The following is a 15384-nucleotide window of genomic DNA, read 5'->3' on the forward strand; positions in this document are numbered from 1 at the left end:
CATACGGACACAAACGACCCCACTATTACGCAGGGAGACAACCCATGGCGATCATCGACCTCGCGCAGGACCTCACGACCTTCGAGTACCCCAGCGCGGTCCGCTACAGCGAGGTCGGCCACCGCGGCCTCATGACGCTGCCTGCCGTCATCAACGCCTTCCAGGATTGCAGCACCTTCCAGTCGGAGGCGCTCGGCGTCGGCATGGCCTGGCTCAAGCACGTGCAGCGCGCCTGGGTGCTCACCCACTGGCATATCATCATCGACCGGTACCCGTCGCTGTGCGAGGAGATCTCGGTCGGCACCTTCGCGACGAGATTCCGCGGCTTTTCCGCCCATCGCAACTTCTACCTCAAGGACGGCAGCGGAAGCCTCATCGCCCGCGCGAGCTCCACCTGGGCCTTCATCGACCTCACGACCGGCAAGCCCATCCGCCCCACCGCCGAGCACGTCGCGCCCTACGGCACTCATGAGCCGCTCGATATGCCTGCTGAGAGCCGCCGCATCCGCGTGCCCGAGCATCTCGAGCCCGGCGAGCCCATCTCCGTGCGTCGCGGCCTCATCGACACGAACGAGCACGTCAACAACTGCCAGTACGTGCAGATGGCGATCGAGATGCTCCCCCGGGAGACCGCGCCGCGGGCCGTGCGCGTCGATTTCAGGCGCGCCGCCGTGCTCGGCGACGTCATCTACCCCGCGATCGCCCAGGAGGAAGAGCGCACCGTCGTGACCCTGAGCGACGCCGATGGCGATACCTACGCCGTCGTCGAGCTGAGCTAGCGCCCCCATCACGACCTGAACAGGCAATGCGCGTCCCCGTGGCGCAGGCGCGCCCGGTACTCGTCGACAAGCGCCATGCGCTCCCGCGTGGTCTCCGAGAGATCCTGCGGAAGCTCGCCGCGGTAGAACCAGCCGACCTCGAGGCTCTCCTCATCCCCCACGCGCGCCGCCTCGGCACCCGCCTTCGCATGGCAGCAGAACAGCAGCTCAAGATACTGGACCTTGTCGCCGTTCGCGTAGGTGATCATGCGCGGATCGGCCACCACGCTCACAAGTTCGTCCGGCTCGATGGCGACGCCGGTCTCCTCGAGCGCCTCGCGCACGATGGTCTCCGCTGGCTGCTCGCCGGGCTCGTTGATACCCGAGACGAGCGCCCACCGACCCGTGTCGGAGCGCCGGCCCAGCAACACGCGCCCGCGGTCGTCCTCGATGTAGCCGGTGACCCCGATGAGCCACAGCGGGTCGTGGCCGATCTTCTCGCGCAGTCGGATGATGAACTCAGGCGTCGGCATGGCAATCCCCTCGCATTCGTGCAATCACGTGGCGCTCTTCGCATCGTAGCGCTTATACCCTGCCGCAAGGCCTTCCCTGCGCACGCGTCATCGAAAGGTACCCGAGCCCGGCCTTGCATGCCCTCGCGCGCAACGCCGCGCGCGAGGCCGCAGGGTCATTCGCATCATGCGATAATCAAGCGAGCGGGCACCCTGCAGCGGCGTCCGCGCACATCACGACATCGGGAGGCATCATGGTGAACATCGAGCACGTCATCTTCGATATGGGCAGCGTTCTCATGACCTTCGACGGCCCCGCGTTCTCGCAGGCCTTTACCGAAAACGAAGAGGACGCGAACCTGCTGCAGGACGCCCTCTTCGGCCGCCCCGAGTGGGCGCTGCTCGACGCCGGCGCCATCGACCACGCGACGATGCTGCGCATCGCCAAAGCGCATCTCGCACCCCGCCTGCACCCCGCGCTCGAGGCGTGCTTCGAGCAGTGGCCCGAGCACTCCGAACCCCTCGCGGGGGTATGCGAGCTCGCGCAGAAGCTCGTGGATGCCGGCATCGACATCTACCTGCTGTCGAATGCGTCGACCACCATCGACCGCCAAATCGGGCGCTGCCCGGTGAACGACCTGTTCGCGGGACGCGTGGTGTCGAGCTTCGAGCATATGATGAAACCAGATCCCGCCATCTACCGGCTGCTGTGCGAGCGCTATGGGCTTCATGCCGGCTCCTGCCTGTTCATCGATGACAACGCCGACAACTGCACGGGCGCCGAGGTGGCAGGCATGCAGTCGTACCGCTTCGATGGCGACCTCGGCGCACTTGAGCGCACCCTTGCCTCACGCATATCCCTCCTGCGCCCCTGACGACGAAAGCGGGCGGGCGCGGCGGGCGCGTTCGCGGCGCATTCGGTCTATCATGGACCAATAGGCTACCTTACGACTATCAAAGAAATGAGATACCGCATGTTCCGAGTTCCCTGTCACCCGCAGCGCAGCATCACTGCCTGTCTTGTTGCCATCGCCTGCACCCTGGCGGTAACTGGATGCACCGGAAACCCTGCCGCTTCCGGCACTGCAGCCGGATCGGCCATGGCAACGAACGGGAGCGCGGCTGTCATTTCAGCCCAGCCCGCGTCATACGACCCAGAGTTTCGCACCATCGACCTCGGGTGCGATCTCGCCCATACCGGCCGGATGCAGCTCGACTACGCGAAGAACTTCACGGTCGATGAGTTCGAGGGCGGCGTTCGCCTTGTCTGCGAGGCGAACGGCGAGCGCTTCCTCGTCGTTCCCGCCGGCGCCAGCGCACCGGATGGGCTGGATCCCGATATCGCCGTCATTCAGCAGCCGCTCGACAGCGTCTACCTCGTCTCGACCGGCATGATCTGCCTGATCGACGAGGTCGGCGCTCTCGATGCGGTCACGGTCTCCTCCGTCTCTGCCGAAGACAGCCCGAACGCGGACCTCACCGCCGCGCTCGAGGACGGGCGCACCGACTTCGGCGGTAAATACAGCGCCCCCGATTTCGAGCTCATCGCCGAGCGCGGCTGCACGCTCGCCATCGAGAACACGAAGATCAACCACGCCCCCGAGGTGAAGCAGAAGCTCCAGGACCTGGGGGTCACGGTGCTCACCGAGCTGTCGAGCTCGGAACCGGAGGTGCTCGGCCGCCTCGAGTGGATGAAGCTCATGGGCGTCCTGTTCGGCCGCGAGGACGAGGCGAACGCGCGCTTCGACGAGATCGCCCAGCGCGTCTGGGCCGTCGCCGACCAGGCGCCGACCGGCAAGACGGTCGCGTTCTTCTACATCAACGACGACGGTGCCGCCGTGACGCGCCGGTCGACCGACTACTTCGCCCAGATGATCCAGCTCGCCGGTGGCGACCCCATCTCCTTCGACCCGGATGCCGAGGCAGAAGGGTCCTCATCGATCCAGGCGGTCATCGACCTCGAGACGTTCTATGCCCAGGCGAAGGACGCCGACGTCATCATCTACAACACGACGGTCGACACCTCTGTGAAAAGCATCGCGGACCTCACGGCGAAAAACCCGCTGTTCGCCGACTTCCGGGCCGTCCAAGACGGCGAGGTCTACGCCTGCGATGAGAACATGTACCAGGCCATGACCGATATGGATGCCATCTTAGAGGACCTGCGCTGCGCGCTTACCGGGTCAGGCGAGTCCGCAGGCTTCATCTGGAAGTTGGACTAGCGCCGATGGGGCGCACCGAGGCGCACAGGACCGCACGCACGGTCGACGCCCGTGCCGCGCGCGCGATGGTCGTGTGCGCGGCCCTCGTGGCAGCACTCGCGCTCCTCGCGCTCATGAGCCTATGCATCGGCAGCGCGTCTATCGAGCTTCCCGATATCTGGCGCCTCATCGCCGCCGGCCCCGCCAGCTCGACCGAATCGTGCATCATCTGGGATATCCGCCTGCCGCGCATCGTCACCTCGATCCTGCTCGGCGGCGCGCTGTCCCTGTCCGGCATGCTGCTCCAGACCTTTTTCAACAACCCCATCGCCGACCCGTTCGTCCTCGGCATCTCGTCGGGCGCACGCTTCACGGTCGCCCTCACCATGATCGTCGTCCTCGGCGCGAACGGGATCATGGGGCCCTGGATGTCGGTCGCCGCCGCGCTCACGGGCTCGCTTGCGACCATGGCCCTCGTTCTGCTCATCGCCCGCCGCGTGCGCACGCAGAGCATGCTCATCGTCGCCGGCGTCATGGTCGGCTACATCTGCTCGGCCGCAACGAACTTCCTCATCGCCTTCGCCGACGACCAGAGCATCGTCAACCTGCAGAACTGGTCGCAGGGCAGCTTCTCGGGGTCGCGCTGGTCTGACGCCGTCCTAATCGCCGTGTTCGTCGTGGCCGCTTTGGGCGTCGTGCTCGCGCTGTCGAAGCCGCTTGGCGCCTACCAGCTCGAAGAGACCTACGCGCGCAGCGTCGGCGTGAACGTGCTTGCCCTGCGACTGGCCATCGTGCTTATCTCGAGCCTGCTTTCCGCCTGCGTCGTGGCCTTCGCCGGACCCGTCTCCTTCGTGGGAATCGCCGCTCCGCACATCGCGAAGCTGCTCTGCGGCACATCGCGCCCCCTGCTCGTCACGCCGGCGTGCTTTTTGACGGGAGCGGTGTTCTGCTGCGGCTGCGACCTGATCGCGCGCACCCTGTTCTCCCCCGTCGAGCTGTCGGTCAGCGCCGTAACCGCCGTGTTCGGCGCCCCCATCGTCATCGCCCTCATGCTCAAGCGGAAGGGGATGCGATGATGGGACCCGACCGCACGTACGACACGAGCCGCCCCGCCGCCCTCGAGCTTGATGGGGTATCCGTGGGCCATGGGCGCCATGCGCTCGTGCGCCACATCTCCTTCGCGCTCGCGTCCGGCGAGGTCATGGCCCTGATCGGCCCCAACGGGTCGGGCAAGACGACGATCTTGAAGACCATCGCCGGCCAGCTCGCCCCGCTCGCGGGCACCATCGCCCTCGGCGGCAGAGACCTGCGCACCCTTCCCGCGGCCACGCGCGCCCGCCGGCTCGCTGCCCTGTTCACCGCACGGCCCCGCACCGAGCTTCTATCCTGTAAGGACGTCGTCGACGCGGGGCGCTACCCCTACACCGGGCGGCTCGGCATCCTGTCGGAGGCCGACGAGGCCTGCGTGCGCGCCGCCATGGAGGCAACCGGCACATGGGAGTTACGCAACCGAGATTTCGCCCACATGAGCGACGGGCAGCGTCAACGCGCCCTCATCGCACGGTCGCTGAGCCAAGATCCCGACGTGCTCATCCTCGATGAGCCGACGTCGTATCTCGACATCCAGGCCCAGCTCGACATGCTCCGGCTCCTGCGCGAGCGCGCCCGCGCGCGCGGCATGGCGGTGCTGTGCTCGCTGCATGAGATAGATCTGGCCAGCAAGGCGGCGGACCGCGTCATATGCGTACACGACGGCACGGCATCTGCCGCAGCCGCACCGGACGAGGCGTTCACAGCCGCGCGCATCGAGGCGCTCTACGGCCTGCGGGAGGCGGCATACCTTCCCGCCTTCGGCAGCTTCGAGATGGATCGCCGCGAAGGGGCGCCCCGGGTCTTCGTCATCGCCGGCGGCACCGCCGGTGTCGATACGTTTCGCGCCCTGCAGCGTGCGGATATCCCCTTCGCGACCGGTGTGCTTTCGCCCGATGACGCCGACGGCATGCTCGCCCGGAGCCTCGCTGCCCGCGCGATATTCTCAGAACCGTTCGAGCCCGTCGGGCGCGAACAGGTCGAACGGGCACGAGAGGTGCTCGGACGCTGCGAGGCGCTCATCTGCTGCGTGGAACGCTTCGGCACCGTGAACGCAGCGAATGAGGGGTTGCTCGAGTTCGCGAAGGCGCACGGCATCCCCTGCTACCGCTCGGCCGCACACTACCTCGCGCATCGCTGAGGGGCCGCATCGGCTCACGCATGCCGCCAACCGGGCTTCGCGCGCAGCCGTATCAACCGGCATTCATGCCTTGATGACTGCATACGTTTCCACGTCGCTTCACGCGCGCGGAGGCACCCGGTATCATAAGCGCGCATGGCGCGCCGCAGCGCACGCGGAATGTCCATCTATCCGCCCAGAGGACACCCCCCCTGAGGTCCATGCACCATACGGGTGAGGTCGCTAGCCGAGATCATCCCCGCGCGCAGCGGCCACGAAGCTCTTCCAGAGGTTGAAATCGGTCGGGAGGCTTCGCCATGTGTACTCAGGGTGCCACTGCACGCCCAAGCAGAAGCGCTCGGAGGGAACCTCGATGCCCTCGGGAACGCCGTCCGTGGCACGGGCCACCAGCTCGACCCCGCGCCCCAACGTATCGACGCAGCAATGGTGGCTCGAATTCACCTGAATCGACGTGGCGCCACCGACCGCCCGGTAAAGCAGCGACCCCTCCTTCACCTCGACGGGATGCGCCGGGTCGGAGAGGATCGGCGCATGACGCCAGAGGACCATGCCGTCGGCAGGCGTCATCCCGGGGACATCCATGCAGAGCGTGCCGCCGAGGGCGACGTTCAGGATCTGCGCGCCTCGGCACGTCGCGAACAGCGGCTTATGGGCAGCGAGCGCCGCGCGGACGAGCTTCATCTCGAAACGGTCGCGCGGCGGGCACAGCAGCGCGGCGTCATACGGGCCCTCGTCGCCCCAGAGCTTCGGGTCGACGTCCTGCCCACCGGGGATGGCGATGCCACCTGCCATGTCGACCATGCGCGCGAGCACATCATCGTCCTCGGTCAGCGGCATCATGAACGGCAGGCCGCCGGCAGCAAGGATCGCATCGAGAAACACGGTCGCCGCAGCCTCCTCCGGCGCCAGTTTCTCGGGCATCTTGAGGCACGGCGCGGTAACCTCGAGCCGCGGTGCCACCAAGATGAGCGGGCGATCGGAAGTTGCGCGCAGCGAGGCTGCCTTCTCAACATCTGCCATGGGCAAGAAATCCCTTCATCCAGATATGTTTTTGCAAGCGAAACAATAGCGCGAAGACAGGAAGATGGAAAGCATCGTACGACCCGTTCCCATAATCCTGCACTCGAGGGCATGCTCAAGCATTCCCGAGAAAAACCTCCGACGGCAGGCGTTCGACGCCAAGGCGCGCGGATGCCACGGCATTCAGCTGCCGCAGCGCGCACCCGCAGGCGCCCGACACGACATCGCCAGATGCGGGATGCTTCTGTCGGCGCTTCCCTAGTGCCCCTTGATGGAGTTCAGGAAGTCCTGGGCGCGCTTGGTCTTCGGATGATCGAAAAACTCGTCGGGAGCGCCCTGTTCGACGATTTGGCCATCAGCCATGAAGACGACGCGGTCCGAGACGCGCCGCGCGAAGTTCATCTCGTGCGTCACGACGACCATCGTCATGCCGCCCCGCGCGAGCTCGACCATGACGTCGAGCACCTCGTTGATCATCTCGGGGTCGAGGGCGCTCGTCGGCTCATCGAACATCATGGCCTTCGGGTTCATGGCAAGGGAGCGGGCGATGGCCACGCGCTGCTGCTGTCCACCCGAAAGCTGAGCGGGAAGCTTGTTCGCCTGCTCCGCCACGCCGACGCGGGCGAGCAGCTCCATGGCGCGCGCCTCGGCCTCCTCGCGCTTCATGTGCAACACCTCGATGGGACCCATCGTCACGTTCTCGAGGATGGTCTTGTGCGCGAAAAGGTTGAACTGCTGGAACACCATACCGAGCTCCGCGCGCATGGCTGCGAGCTCGCGGCCCTCGCTCGGCAGCGGCTTGCCCTCAATCAGAACCTCGCCCGAATCGATGGTCTCCAGGCGGTTGATCGTGCGGCACATCGTCGACTTGCCCGAACCGGAGGGGCCGATCACCACAAGCACCTCGCCGCGGGCGATTTTGAGGTTGATATCGCGCAGAACGTGCAGGTCGCCGTAATGCTTATCAACATGGCGCAGCTCGATGACGGGGGTCTCGTCAACATGCTCCATAGTCATAGGTCCGATCCCTTCAGTCGCTAACGGATGATCTTCACGCCCAGGCGCTCGGCCACGAGCGCAGAGAGCTTGTTGATGGCAAAGTTCACGAGGATGTACACCACGGCGACCGTGAAATACATCGATACGAGCGCGTCGTAGTTCGTGATGAGCACGCGGGCGTTCTGCATGAGGTCCGGATAGCTCACGACGTAGGCCAGCGTGGTGTCCTTGACCACGACGACGAGCTGCGAGATGAGCGAGGGGATCACGAAGCGGATGGCCTGCGGCAACACGATCTTCATCATGATGCGCCCCGGGCGCATGCCGAGCGACAGCGCGGCCTCGACCTGCCCTCTCGGCACGGCGTTCACGCCGGCGCGCAGCACCTCGGCAAGCACGCCTGACGCTGCGAGCGCGACCGGCAGCGTGATCATCCAGAACGACGAGAGCCTGATGCCGTACTGCGGGACCACCAGGAAGAAGAAGTAGATGAGCAGCAGGCTCGGCACGCCGCGGAAGAAGTCGGTGACCACCCGGCAGACGGCGGCGACGGGCTTGATGCCGCTCGTGCGCCCGAGCATGAGGACGGCGCCGAGGACGAGCGCGATCACGCCGGCCGCGAGCGCCACCGAGATGGTGCCGCGGAATCCCTGCAGCAAGAAGCGCCAGGTCGTGGGCTGGGCGAGAAACGTCCAGTAGCGCGGCGCCAGCTGTCCGGTGATGTAGAACTGGCGGATGATGAGCCCGATGCCGACGATGACGAGCACCGCGGTGATCGCAGTGCCGATCGCGACGCGGCGACGGGTGCGCGGACCGGGCTGCTCGTAGAGGGCATCGCGGATGCTCAGCGGTTTCGCATGGTTGCTCATCTGAGGATCCTCACCTTCTTGTCGAGACGGTTACCGATAAACGCGATCACCGCCGCCGTTCCGGCATATCCGATTGCGGCGATCAAAAACGCCAGGATGCCGCCGGTCGAGCGCGTGTTGATGTAGGACACGATGCCCGTGAGCTCATCGGGGGACATGGGAACCTGGGAGCCGAGCGAGGTCGAGAGCATGACGGCAATAAGGAGGTTCGTCATGGGAAGCACCGCCGAGCGCAGCGCTTGCGGGATGACGATCTTCCAGATGATCTGCCCGAACGTCATCCCCAGCGAGCGGGCCGCCTCGATCTGGCCGACGCCGATGGTGTTGATGCCGCTCATGAAGTTCTCCGATCCGAACGCGGAGCCCATGAGGATGACGGTCACGATCACGCACGTGGTGTAATCGAGCACGAGCCGCAGGTTGGGCAGGGCGTACACGATGATGATGAGCAGCGCCACGCCGGGGATGTTGCGAAACACCTGGACGTAGAAGTCGCCCACCACGCGCAGCGGCCGCAAGGGCGACACGCGCATGACGGTGATGGCGATGGAGAGCACCATCACGAACGCAAAGGTGACCGTGGTCATCCACCATGTTGTCAAAAGGGCGGTCAGATAATCCTGACCGTACGTTGAAAGCAGCTCGGACAGTCCCATCCGACCTCCTAAACACATGGGGCCCGGTACACGACGCAGGCCCCAAGAAATCGCATACGTTTAGTTGCTGTGCGGGATGCGCAGATGACGGCGGGGCCGCCTCGAGCACCCGAAGACGGCTTACGCGCCGATCGCAGGGGGCTCGGGCGCGGTCTCGATGTCGGCACGCTCGCCGATGCAGACCTTCCACAGATCGGACCACGTGCCGTCCTGCTCGATTATGGTCAGGAAGTTGTTGATGAAGGCCACGCCGTCAGAGTCGAGCGGCAGGCCGATGCCGTAGGCGTCGACCGGGCCGAACGGGTCGCCCGCGAGCTTGTAGGCGCCCGGGCGCTTGACCATATCGCTCAGCAGCACGGTCTGGTCGATCACGTAGGCGTCCACACGGCCCTGCTCGAGCGCGGAGCGCGCCTCCTCATCGGTCGTGAACTCCTGCACGACCGCCTCGGGCGCATACTCCTCGAGCACGGTCGGGCCGGTGGAGCCGGACTGGGCGGCAACATTCTTGCCGGCGAGGTCGTCGACACCGTTGATATCGGTGTTGTCGGCCATGACGAGAATGCCCTGCTGGGTGGTGTAGTACGGGCCGGCGAAGGAGATGACCTTCTTGCGGTCATCGGTGATGGAGTAGGTTGCAAACACCGCATCGACCTGGTCGTTGGTGAGCACGGACTCACGGGTATCGGAGGTGACCTGGGTGAGCTCGTAGGCGTTCTCGTCGCCCAGGACGTAGCGGGCGAGCAGCTGGAACAGGCCCGCGTCGAAGCCGCGTACCTTGCCGTCCTTCTCGTTCATGAGGGAAAAGAGCATCGAGGTCTGCACGCCGCCGACGCGCAGCTTGCCGGACTCGTTGACCTTAGTCGCCCAGGTACTCGAGGTGATGGTGTCGTCGTCGGCGATAGGGCCGGAGGCGACCAGGGTGTCGTACTGCTCGGCGTCGAGCTTCTGCTCCTCGGATTCCGTATCGGTGGAGTCTGAAGCGGTCCCGGAACCCTCGGGTGCGGGCGCCTCGGTATCGCTGCAGCCGGCAAGGCCGAGCGTCAGCGCACCGGCGGCGCCGAGGCCCATGAGCGCCTGGCGGCGGTTGAGCATAACCTGATCGAGCATCTGCTTGGACATGAGATGGTCCTTTCAGTCGTGTGTGCGCGATGCGACACACACACCCGCACATCAGCACATATGACTATTGTATTCGCTCATCATACCCAGCAAGTCGAAATTAGAAACTTGAAACATTCAAGTTGGGGCGGCGACGCACCCTTGTGCATCGTCGCCCGCATCATCGCAGGGCTACTCCTCCACCCCGCCGTTTTCGAACTGAGAGTTATAGAGCTCGGCGTAGAAGCCGCCGCGTGCGAGCAGCTCCTCGTGGCGACCGGACTCCACGATGTCGCCGTCGCGCAGCACCAAGATCATGTCGGCGTTTCTGATCGTCGACAGGCGGTGCGCGATGACGAAGCTCGTGCGACCCTGCATGAGAGCGTCCATGGCGCGCTGGATGCGCTCCTCGGTGCGCGTGTCCACGTTCGACGTCGCCTCATCGAGGATGAGGATCGGACGGTCGGCAATGAAGGCGCGCGCGATCGTGAGCAGCTGCTTTTGGCCCTGGCTCACGTTCGAGGCGTCCTCGTTCAGCTCGAAGTTGTAGCCGCCGGGCAGTGTGCGGATGAAATGGTCCGCGAGCGCGGCGCGCGCTGCGGCATAGACCTCGTCATCGGTGGCGTCGGCGCGACCGTAGCGGATGTTCTCGAGCACCGACCCCTTGAACAGCCACGTGTCCTGCAGGACCATGGCGAAGTTCTTGCGCAGGTCGTCGCGGGCGTAGTCGCGCACATCGACCCCGTCGACGCGGATCGCGCCGGCGTTCACGTCGTAGAAGCGCATGACCAGCTTCATGAGGGTCGTCTTGCCCGCACCCGTCGGACCCACGATGGCAACCGTCTGGCCCGGGGCGACATCGCACGTGAAATCGTGGATGATCGTCTTGTTCGGCACGTAGCCGAACTTCACGTGGTCGAAGCTGATGGCGCCGCGCGTGGTCTGGGGCAACTCCGGCGTCGTCGCGTCGGGCGACTCCTCGGGCTCAGCCAGAAACTCGAAGACGCGCTCGGCGGCGGCAGACAGCATCTGCATCATGTTCGACACCTGCGTGAGCTGCGTGATGGGCTGCGTGAAGTTGCGCACGTACTGCATAAACGCCTGGATGTCGCCGACCGTGATGGCACCGGTGACCGCCAGGAAGGCGCCCACCGACACGACGGCCACGTAGGCGAGGTTCGCCACGAAGTTCATGATCGGCTGCATGAGGCCGGACAGGAACTGGGCGCGCCAGCCCGCGTCGTACAGCAGGTTGTTCTTCTTGTCGAAGTCGGCGACGGCGCGCTGCTCGCGGTTGAATACCTTGATGACGTTTTGGCCGGAGAAGCTCTCCTCGATGATGCCGTCGACCTGGCCGAGCAGCGTCTGCTGCTGGCGGAAGTAACGCTGCGAGGAGCGCACCACGATGACGATGAGAACGAGCGAGACCGGGATCGTCAAAAACGTGATGCCGGCGAGCGCGGCCGAGACCGAGATCATCATCACGGTCACGCCGATGATCTGCGTGATGGACGTGATGAGCTGCGTGACGCACTGGTTGAGCGACTGGCCGACGGTGTCGACGTCGTTGGTGATGCGGGACAGCACGTCGCCCACGGAGTTGCTCTCGAAATACGACAGCGGCATGCGGTCGATCTTCTCCACGATCTCACGGCGCATGCGGTAGCACACGCGCTGCGTCACGCCGGTCATGAGCCAGCCCTGAAGGAAGTTGAAGGCAGCGCTCGTGATGTAGAGGCACAGAAGCCCGGCGAGGATGTAGCCGATACCGGCGAAATCGATCGATCCCGTCCCCAAGATCTTCGCGGAGACGCCCTCGAAGAGCTTCGTGGTGGCGCTGCCCAGGATGCGCGGACCGATGACGTTGAAGACGACGGAGGCAATCGCGCAGATGAGCGCGATGATGAGCGGGATCCGCTCATGGGCGAGATAGCCGACAAGGCGGACGGCCGTGCCCTTGAAATCGCGGGCGCGCTCGGAGGCGGGACCGCGGCGAGCAGGACCTGGCATCAGCGCTCACCTCCTTTCACAGACGGGTCTTGGATGACATCGGCTTCAGCGGAAGCATCGTTCGCTTCGGCAAGGCCGAGCTCGGATGCGGACAGCTGGCTCTTGGCGATCTCGAGGTACTCCGGACAGCTCCGCAGCAGCTCCTCGTGCGTGCCGCGGCCCACGATGCGCCCGTCATCGAGCACGAGGATCTCGTCGGCATGCATGATGGTCGCGATGCGCTGCGCCACGATGATGATGGCGGCGCCCGAAGCAGAGCGCGTAAGCTCGGCGCGCAGCGTCGCATCGGTCTTGTAGTCGAGCGCCGAGAACGAGTCGTCGAACACCAGGACCTTCGGATGGATCGCCAGAGCGCGCGCGATGGACAGGCGCTGGTTCTGACCGCCGGAGACGTTCGAGCCGCCTTGACTGATGGGGCTCAGGTAGCCATCGGGCTTCGCGTCGATGAACTCCTCCGCCTGCGCGACGCGGGCGGCCTCGACCATATCGGCATCGCTCATGGACTCGTCGCCGTACTTGATGTTGCTTTCGATGGTGCCGGAGAACAGCATGCGCTTCTGGGGAACGTAGCCGATCGTGCGGCGGAGCTCCTCGAGATCGATGTCGCGGATATCGACGCCGTCAAGGGTGATGGAGCCCTCCGTCACATCGTAGAGGCGCGGGATGAGCTGCACGAGCGTGGACTTGCCGCAGCCCGTGGAGCCGATGATGGCGGTCGTCTTGCCCGGACGCGCCGTGAAGCTGATGTGCTCGAGCGTCGGCATGTCGGCATCCGGGTAGGAGAACGTCACGTCGTTGTAGGAGACAACGCCCCGCCAGCCCTCGCCGTTCTCGCGCGTGACGCACCGCTCCGGCGACGGGTTGTGGATGGACGTATTCGTGTCGAGCACGTCCAGCACGCGCTCGGCCGCCACGCCGGCGCGCGGCAGCATGACCGAAATCATGGTCAGGATCATGAAGCTCATGATGACCTGCATCACGTAGTTGATATAGGCCATGAGCGTACCCACCTGAAGGCCGCCGGTGTCGACGCCATGGGCGCCGAACCAGACGATGGCCACGGTCGTGGCGTTCATCACGATCATCATGACCGGCATGAGCAGCGACATGCAGCGGTTGGTGAAGATATAGGTAGAGGTGAGCTCGCGGTTCGCCTCGTCGTAGCGCTCCTCCTCGTGCTTCTGGCGACCGAAGGCGCGAATGGGCATGATGCCGGTGAGGATCTCGCGCGCGATGAGGTTGTTACGGTCGACAAGGATCTGCATGATGCGGAACTTCGGCAGCGTGACGCCCATAAGCACGCCGATGGCGATGGCGATGGCGACGATGGCGACCACGAGGATCCATTCCATACCGGTCGGCGTCGCGAGCACGCGCACGACCGCACCGAGGCCCATGCACGGGGCGAACAGGACGATGCGCAGGCACATGACGGTGATCATCTGGATCTGCTGGATGTCGTTCGTGGCGCGCGTGATGAGCGAGGCGGCGGAGAACTTGTTCATCTCGGCAGGCGAGTAGTCGAGCACACGCTCGTAGAGACGATGGCGCACATCGCGCCCGATCGCCGCGGAGGTACGGCTCGCATTGAACGCCGCGAGGATCGCGCACGCAGCGGAGGCGAGCGCATAGCCCAGCATGGTCAGGCCCTGCGCGAACAGGTAGTCGCGCTGGACGGCCGTAAGGTCGACGCCCGCATCCTCATAGGCCTGGCGCACGAACTCGATCGCGCGCGACTGCACGATGCTCTCCCCCGCGTCGCCAAGGGAGCTCGTGAGCTCCTTACGCGATTCCACGAGCTGCTCCTTCGCAAGCACGCCCGCATCCACGAGGCTGCTGAGATCGGAGATGTCGACCGTATCGCCGAATACGCGCTCGAGGTTTCCGGCGGTATCTGCAGGAGCCGTGGCACCCCGCTCGATCGCCTGGGCGAACTCACCGTAGGAGACACCCTGCTCGAACTGGTAGGCGAGCATCTCCGCCTCGCCGATGAAGGACTCGAGCTCCGTGCGATCCTCGGAGGTGCCCCCGAACGTACGGACACCGTCGGCATCCGCAGAACTGAAGGACGCCTCGACCTGGTCCGTCTCGTCATCCGACAAGAACAGCTCGACATCGGACAGATCACTCTCACGGATCTCATCCGGTACCGTGCTCGCAATACCGCCCTGGCTGATACCGACATCGACGATGTCGCTCATGATGCCGGGCAGGGTGAGCTCGAAGTTCGCCTGCGCGAACAGGAGCACGAGCGCGATGAGGAAGCTGAGCTTATGCTCCTTCAGAAACGAGAAGATCTTCACGCGCACTCCCCCTTTCTCCCCTTATGTGTCAAAGCCGATAGAACCGTGAACCGTCCGGGAGAAGACAGTCCGCATCATGCCGCTGCCAGGCGCCTCGGCGGCAAAAAAGCATACACAGCGCGCTCCCACCCGCGGATCACATGAAGGACATTTTTACCTGAAGGTGAGCGGGAAATCAGCCAAAACGGAAGTTCACAAGATGCCAACATTTCTTAGGCACCTAATGGTTAGGTACTGACTGCATTACCTATTCATAAAAAAGGGACCCCGAAGGGTCCCCGAGCGTTCATATAGTGTACCGTCAGATACGGTTCACGCGATGTTTGCCGAGAAGGTTAATTAGGAACGAGCCACCTTGCCGGACTTCAGGCAGTTGGTGCACACGTTCATCTTGCGGCGATGACCGTCGACGACAACGTACACACGCTGGATGTTGGGACGGAACTTACGGATGGCGACGCGGTGCGAGTGGCTAATGGAGCGACCAGCAACGGGGTGCTTACCGCAGATCTCACAAACCTTAGACATAATCGTTAACCTCCTTGGACGGCATAAAAACAGCCGCATGAACAAACAGCAATGAACTATAACACAGATTCGCCTATCTGCGGAATCTACACATTGAGCAGCGGACATGCCGGTGGCGCGCGTGACGTGAGGACGGACAAGCGACGCTGGGCCATGCCGAACGGGAAGATATCGCAGGTCGAGCGTGGAAGAACTATAGC

General features: G+C 64.6%; 14 protein-coding genes. 5 read left to right on the forward strand and 9 right to left on the reverse strand.

The genetic code is table 11. From position 1 onward, the window contains the following. The first annotated feature begins 44 nt into the window (after positions 1-44). Entirely contained in the window at positions 45-779 is a 735-nt protein-coding gene (locus H6A21_RS03565; RefSeq protein WP_204560295.1) for an acyl-[acyl-carrier-protein] thioesterase, read from the forward strand. Positions 780-787: 8 nt separating this feature from the next. Here H6A21_RS03565 and H6A21_RS03570 read toward each other — a convergent pair whose 3' ends face one another. Further along, positions 788-1291 carry an NUDIX hydrolase gene (locus H6A21_RS03570; protein WP_204560297.1) on the reverse strand — a complete coding sequence of 168 codons (504 nt, stop codon included), beginning with the start codon at positions 1289-1291 and terminating at the stop codon, positions 788-790. A 233-nt stretch (positions 1292-1524) separates the two neighbouring features. On the opposite strand from H6A21_RS03570, the gene H6A21_RS03575 reads away from it, so the two are divergent. From H6A21_RS03575 to H6A21_RS03590, 4 genes are all read left to right on the forward strand, one after another. Further along, positions 1525-2145, forward strand: coding sequence for an HAD family hydrolase (locus H6A21_RS03575; RefSeq protein WP_204560299.1), 621 nt, complete (start codon positions 1525-1527; stop codon positions 2143-2145). Between the two features lie 225 nt (positions 2146-2370). Then, entirely contained in the window at positions 2371-3492 is a 1122-nt protein-coding gene (locus H6A21_RS03580) for an ABC transporter substrate-binding protein (protein WP_204560301.1), read from the forward strand. Positions 3493-3497: 5 nt separating this feature from the next. Then, positions 3498-4547 (forward strand): FecCD family ABC transporter permease, encoded by a 1050-nt coding sequence (locus H6A21_RS03585; RefSeq protein ID WP_204560303.1) that lies wholly within the window; start codon positions 3498-3500, stop codon positions 4545-4547. Next, positions 4544-5701, forward strand: coding sequence for an ABC transporter ATP-binding protein (locus tag H6A21_RS03590; protein WP_204560304.1), 1158 nt, complete (start codon positions 4544-4546; stop codon positions 5699-5701). The genes H6A21_RS03585 and H6A21_RS03590 overlap by 4 nt, the downstream gene beginning before the upstream one ends. A gap of 222 nt (positions 5702-5923) precedes the next feature. Here the strand turns inward: H6A21_RS03590 and H6A21_RS03595 are convergent, their stop codons facing one another. The 8 genes from H6A21_RS03595 to rpmB all read right to left on the reverse strand — a co-directional run bounded on the left by H6A21_RS03595 (position 5924) and on the right by rpmB (position 15184). Then, positions 5924-6721 (reverse strand): gamma-glutamyl-gamma-aminobutyrate hydrolase family protein, encoded by a 798-nt coding sequence (locus tag H6A21_RS03595; RefSeq protein WP_239462623.1) that lies wholly within the window; start codon positions 6719-6721, stop codon positions 5924-5926. Between the two features lie 258 nt (positions 6722-6979). Next, positions 6980-7738 (reverse strand): amino acid ABC transporter ATP-binding protein, encoded by a 759-nt coding sequence (locus H6A21_RS03600; protein WP_275052451.1) that lies wholly within the window; start codon positions 7736-7738, stop codon positions 6980-6982. 20 nt (positions 7739-7758) lie between these two features. Then, on the reverse strand, positions 7759-8589 hold the full coding sequence (locus tag H6A21_RS03605) for an amino acid ABC transporter permease (protein WP_204560305.1): 831 nt from the start codon (positions 8587-8589) through the stop codon (positions 7759-7761). Continuing rightward, the gene (locus H6A21_RS03610; RefSeq protein ID WP_204560307.1) at positions 8586-9245 is read right to left on the reverse strand and encodes an amino acid ABC transporter permease; all 660 of its coding nucleotides are present in this window, start codon (positions 9243-9245) and stop codon (positions 8586-8588) included. The genes H6A21_RS03605 and H6A21_RS03610 overlap by 4 nt, the downstream gene beginning before the upstream one ends. A gap of 120 nt (positions 9246-9365) precedes the next feature. Further along, a complete protein-coding gene (locus H6A21_RS03615) occupies positions 9366-10364 on the reverse strand; it encodes a glutamate ABC transporter substrate-binding protein (RefSeq protein ID WP_204560309.1) in 999 nt (332 codons plus the stop codon). Positions 10365-10535: 171 nt separating this feature from the next. After that, entirely contained in the window at positions 10536-12353 is a 1818-nt protein-coding gene (locus tag H6A21_RS03620; RefSeq protein WP_204560311.1) for an ABC transporter ATP-binding protein, read from the reverse strand. Continuing rightward, positions 12353-14662 carry an ABC transporter ATP-binding protein gene (locus H6A21_RS03625; protein ID WP_342636049.1) on the reverse strand — a complete coding sequence of 770 codons (2310 nt, stop codon included), beginning with the start codon at positions 14660-14662 and terminating at the stop codon, positions 12353-12355. The genes H6A21_RS03620 and H6A21_RS03625 overlap by 1 nt, the downstream gene beginning before the upstream one ends. Positions 14663-14995: 333 nt before the next feature. Next, positions 14996-15184, reverse strand: a complete 189-nt coding sequence (rpmB, locus tag H6A21_RS03630) for a 50S ribosomal protein L28 (RefSeq protein WP_066832438.1) — start codon at positions 15182-15184, stop codon at positions 14996-14998. Between the last annotated feature and the right edge of the window lie 200 nt (positions 15185-15384).

Source organism: Collinsella tanakaei, assembly GCF_016902615.1.
GTDB classification, from domain to species: Bacteria; Actinomycetota; Coriobacteriia; order Coriobacteriales; family Coriobacteriaceae; genus Collinsella; species Collinsella tanakaei_A.

What these genes read in the sequence shown, in the direction of transcription:
- H6A21_RS03595 (WP_239462623.1), bottom strand. Translation starts at nt 6,721, where the DNA reads ATGGCAGATGTTGAGAAGGCAGCCTCGCTGCGCGCAACTTCCGATCGC.
- H6A21_RS03580 (WP_204560301.1), top strand. Translation starts at nt 2,371, where the DNA reads ATGGCAACGAACGGGAGCGCGGCTGTCATTTCAGCCCAGCCCGCGTCA.
- H6A21_RS03575 (WP_204560299.1), top strand. Translation starts at nt 1,525, where the DNA reads ATGGTGAACATCGAGCACGTCATCTTCGATATGGGCAGCGTTCTCATG.
- H6A21_RS03600 (WP_275052451.1), bottom strand. Translation starts at nt 7,738, where the DNA reads ATGACTATGGAGCATGTTGACGAGACCCCCGTCATCGAGCTGCGCCAT.
- rpmB (WP_066832438.1), bottom strand. Translation starts at nt 15,184, where the DNA reads ATGTCTAAGGTTTGTGAGATCTGCGGTAAGCACCCCGTTGCTGGTCGC.
- H6A21_RS03615 (WP_204560309.1), bottom strand. Translation starts at nt 10,364, where the DNA reads ATGTCCAAGCAGATGCTCGATCAGGTTATGCTCAACCGCCGCCAGGCG.
- H6A21_RS03565 (WP_204560295.1), top strand. Translation starts at nt 45, where the DNA reads ATGGCGATCATCGACCTCGCGCAGGACCTCACGACCTTCGAGTACCCC.
- H6A21_RS03610 (WP_204560307.1), bottom strand. Translation starts at nt 9,245, where the DNA reads ATGGGACTGTCCGAGCTGCTTTCAACGTACGGTCAGGATTATCTGACC.
- H6A21_RS03620 (WP_204560311.1), bottom strand. Translation starts at nt 12,353, where the DNA reads ATGCCAGGTCCTGCTCGCCGCGGTCCCGCCTCCGAGCGCGCCCGCGAT.
- H6A21_RS03585 (WP_204560303.1), top strand. Translation starts at nt 3,498, where the DNA reads ATGGGGCGCACCGAGGCGCACAGGACCGCACGCACGGTCGACGCCCGT.
- H6A21_RS03570 (WP_204560297.1), bottom strand. Translation starts at nt 1,291, where the DNA reads ATGCCGACGCCTGAGTTCATCATCCGACTGCGCGAGAAGATCGGCCAC.
- H6A21_RS03605 (WP_204560305.1), bottom strand. Translation starts at nt 8,589, where the DNA reads ATGAGCAACCATGCGAAACCGCTGAGCATCCGCGATGCCCTCTACGAG.
- H6A21_RS03590 (WP_204560304.1), top strand. Translation starts at nt 4,544, where the DNA reads ATGATGGGACCCGACCGCACGTACGACACGAGCCGCCCCGCCGCCCTC.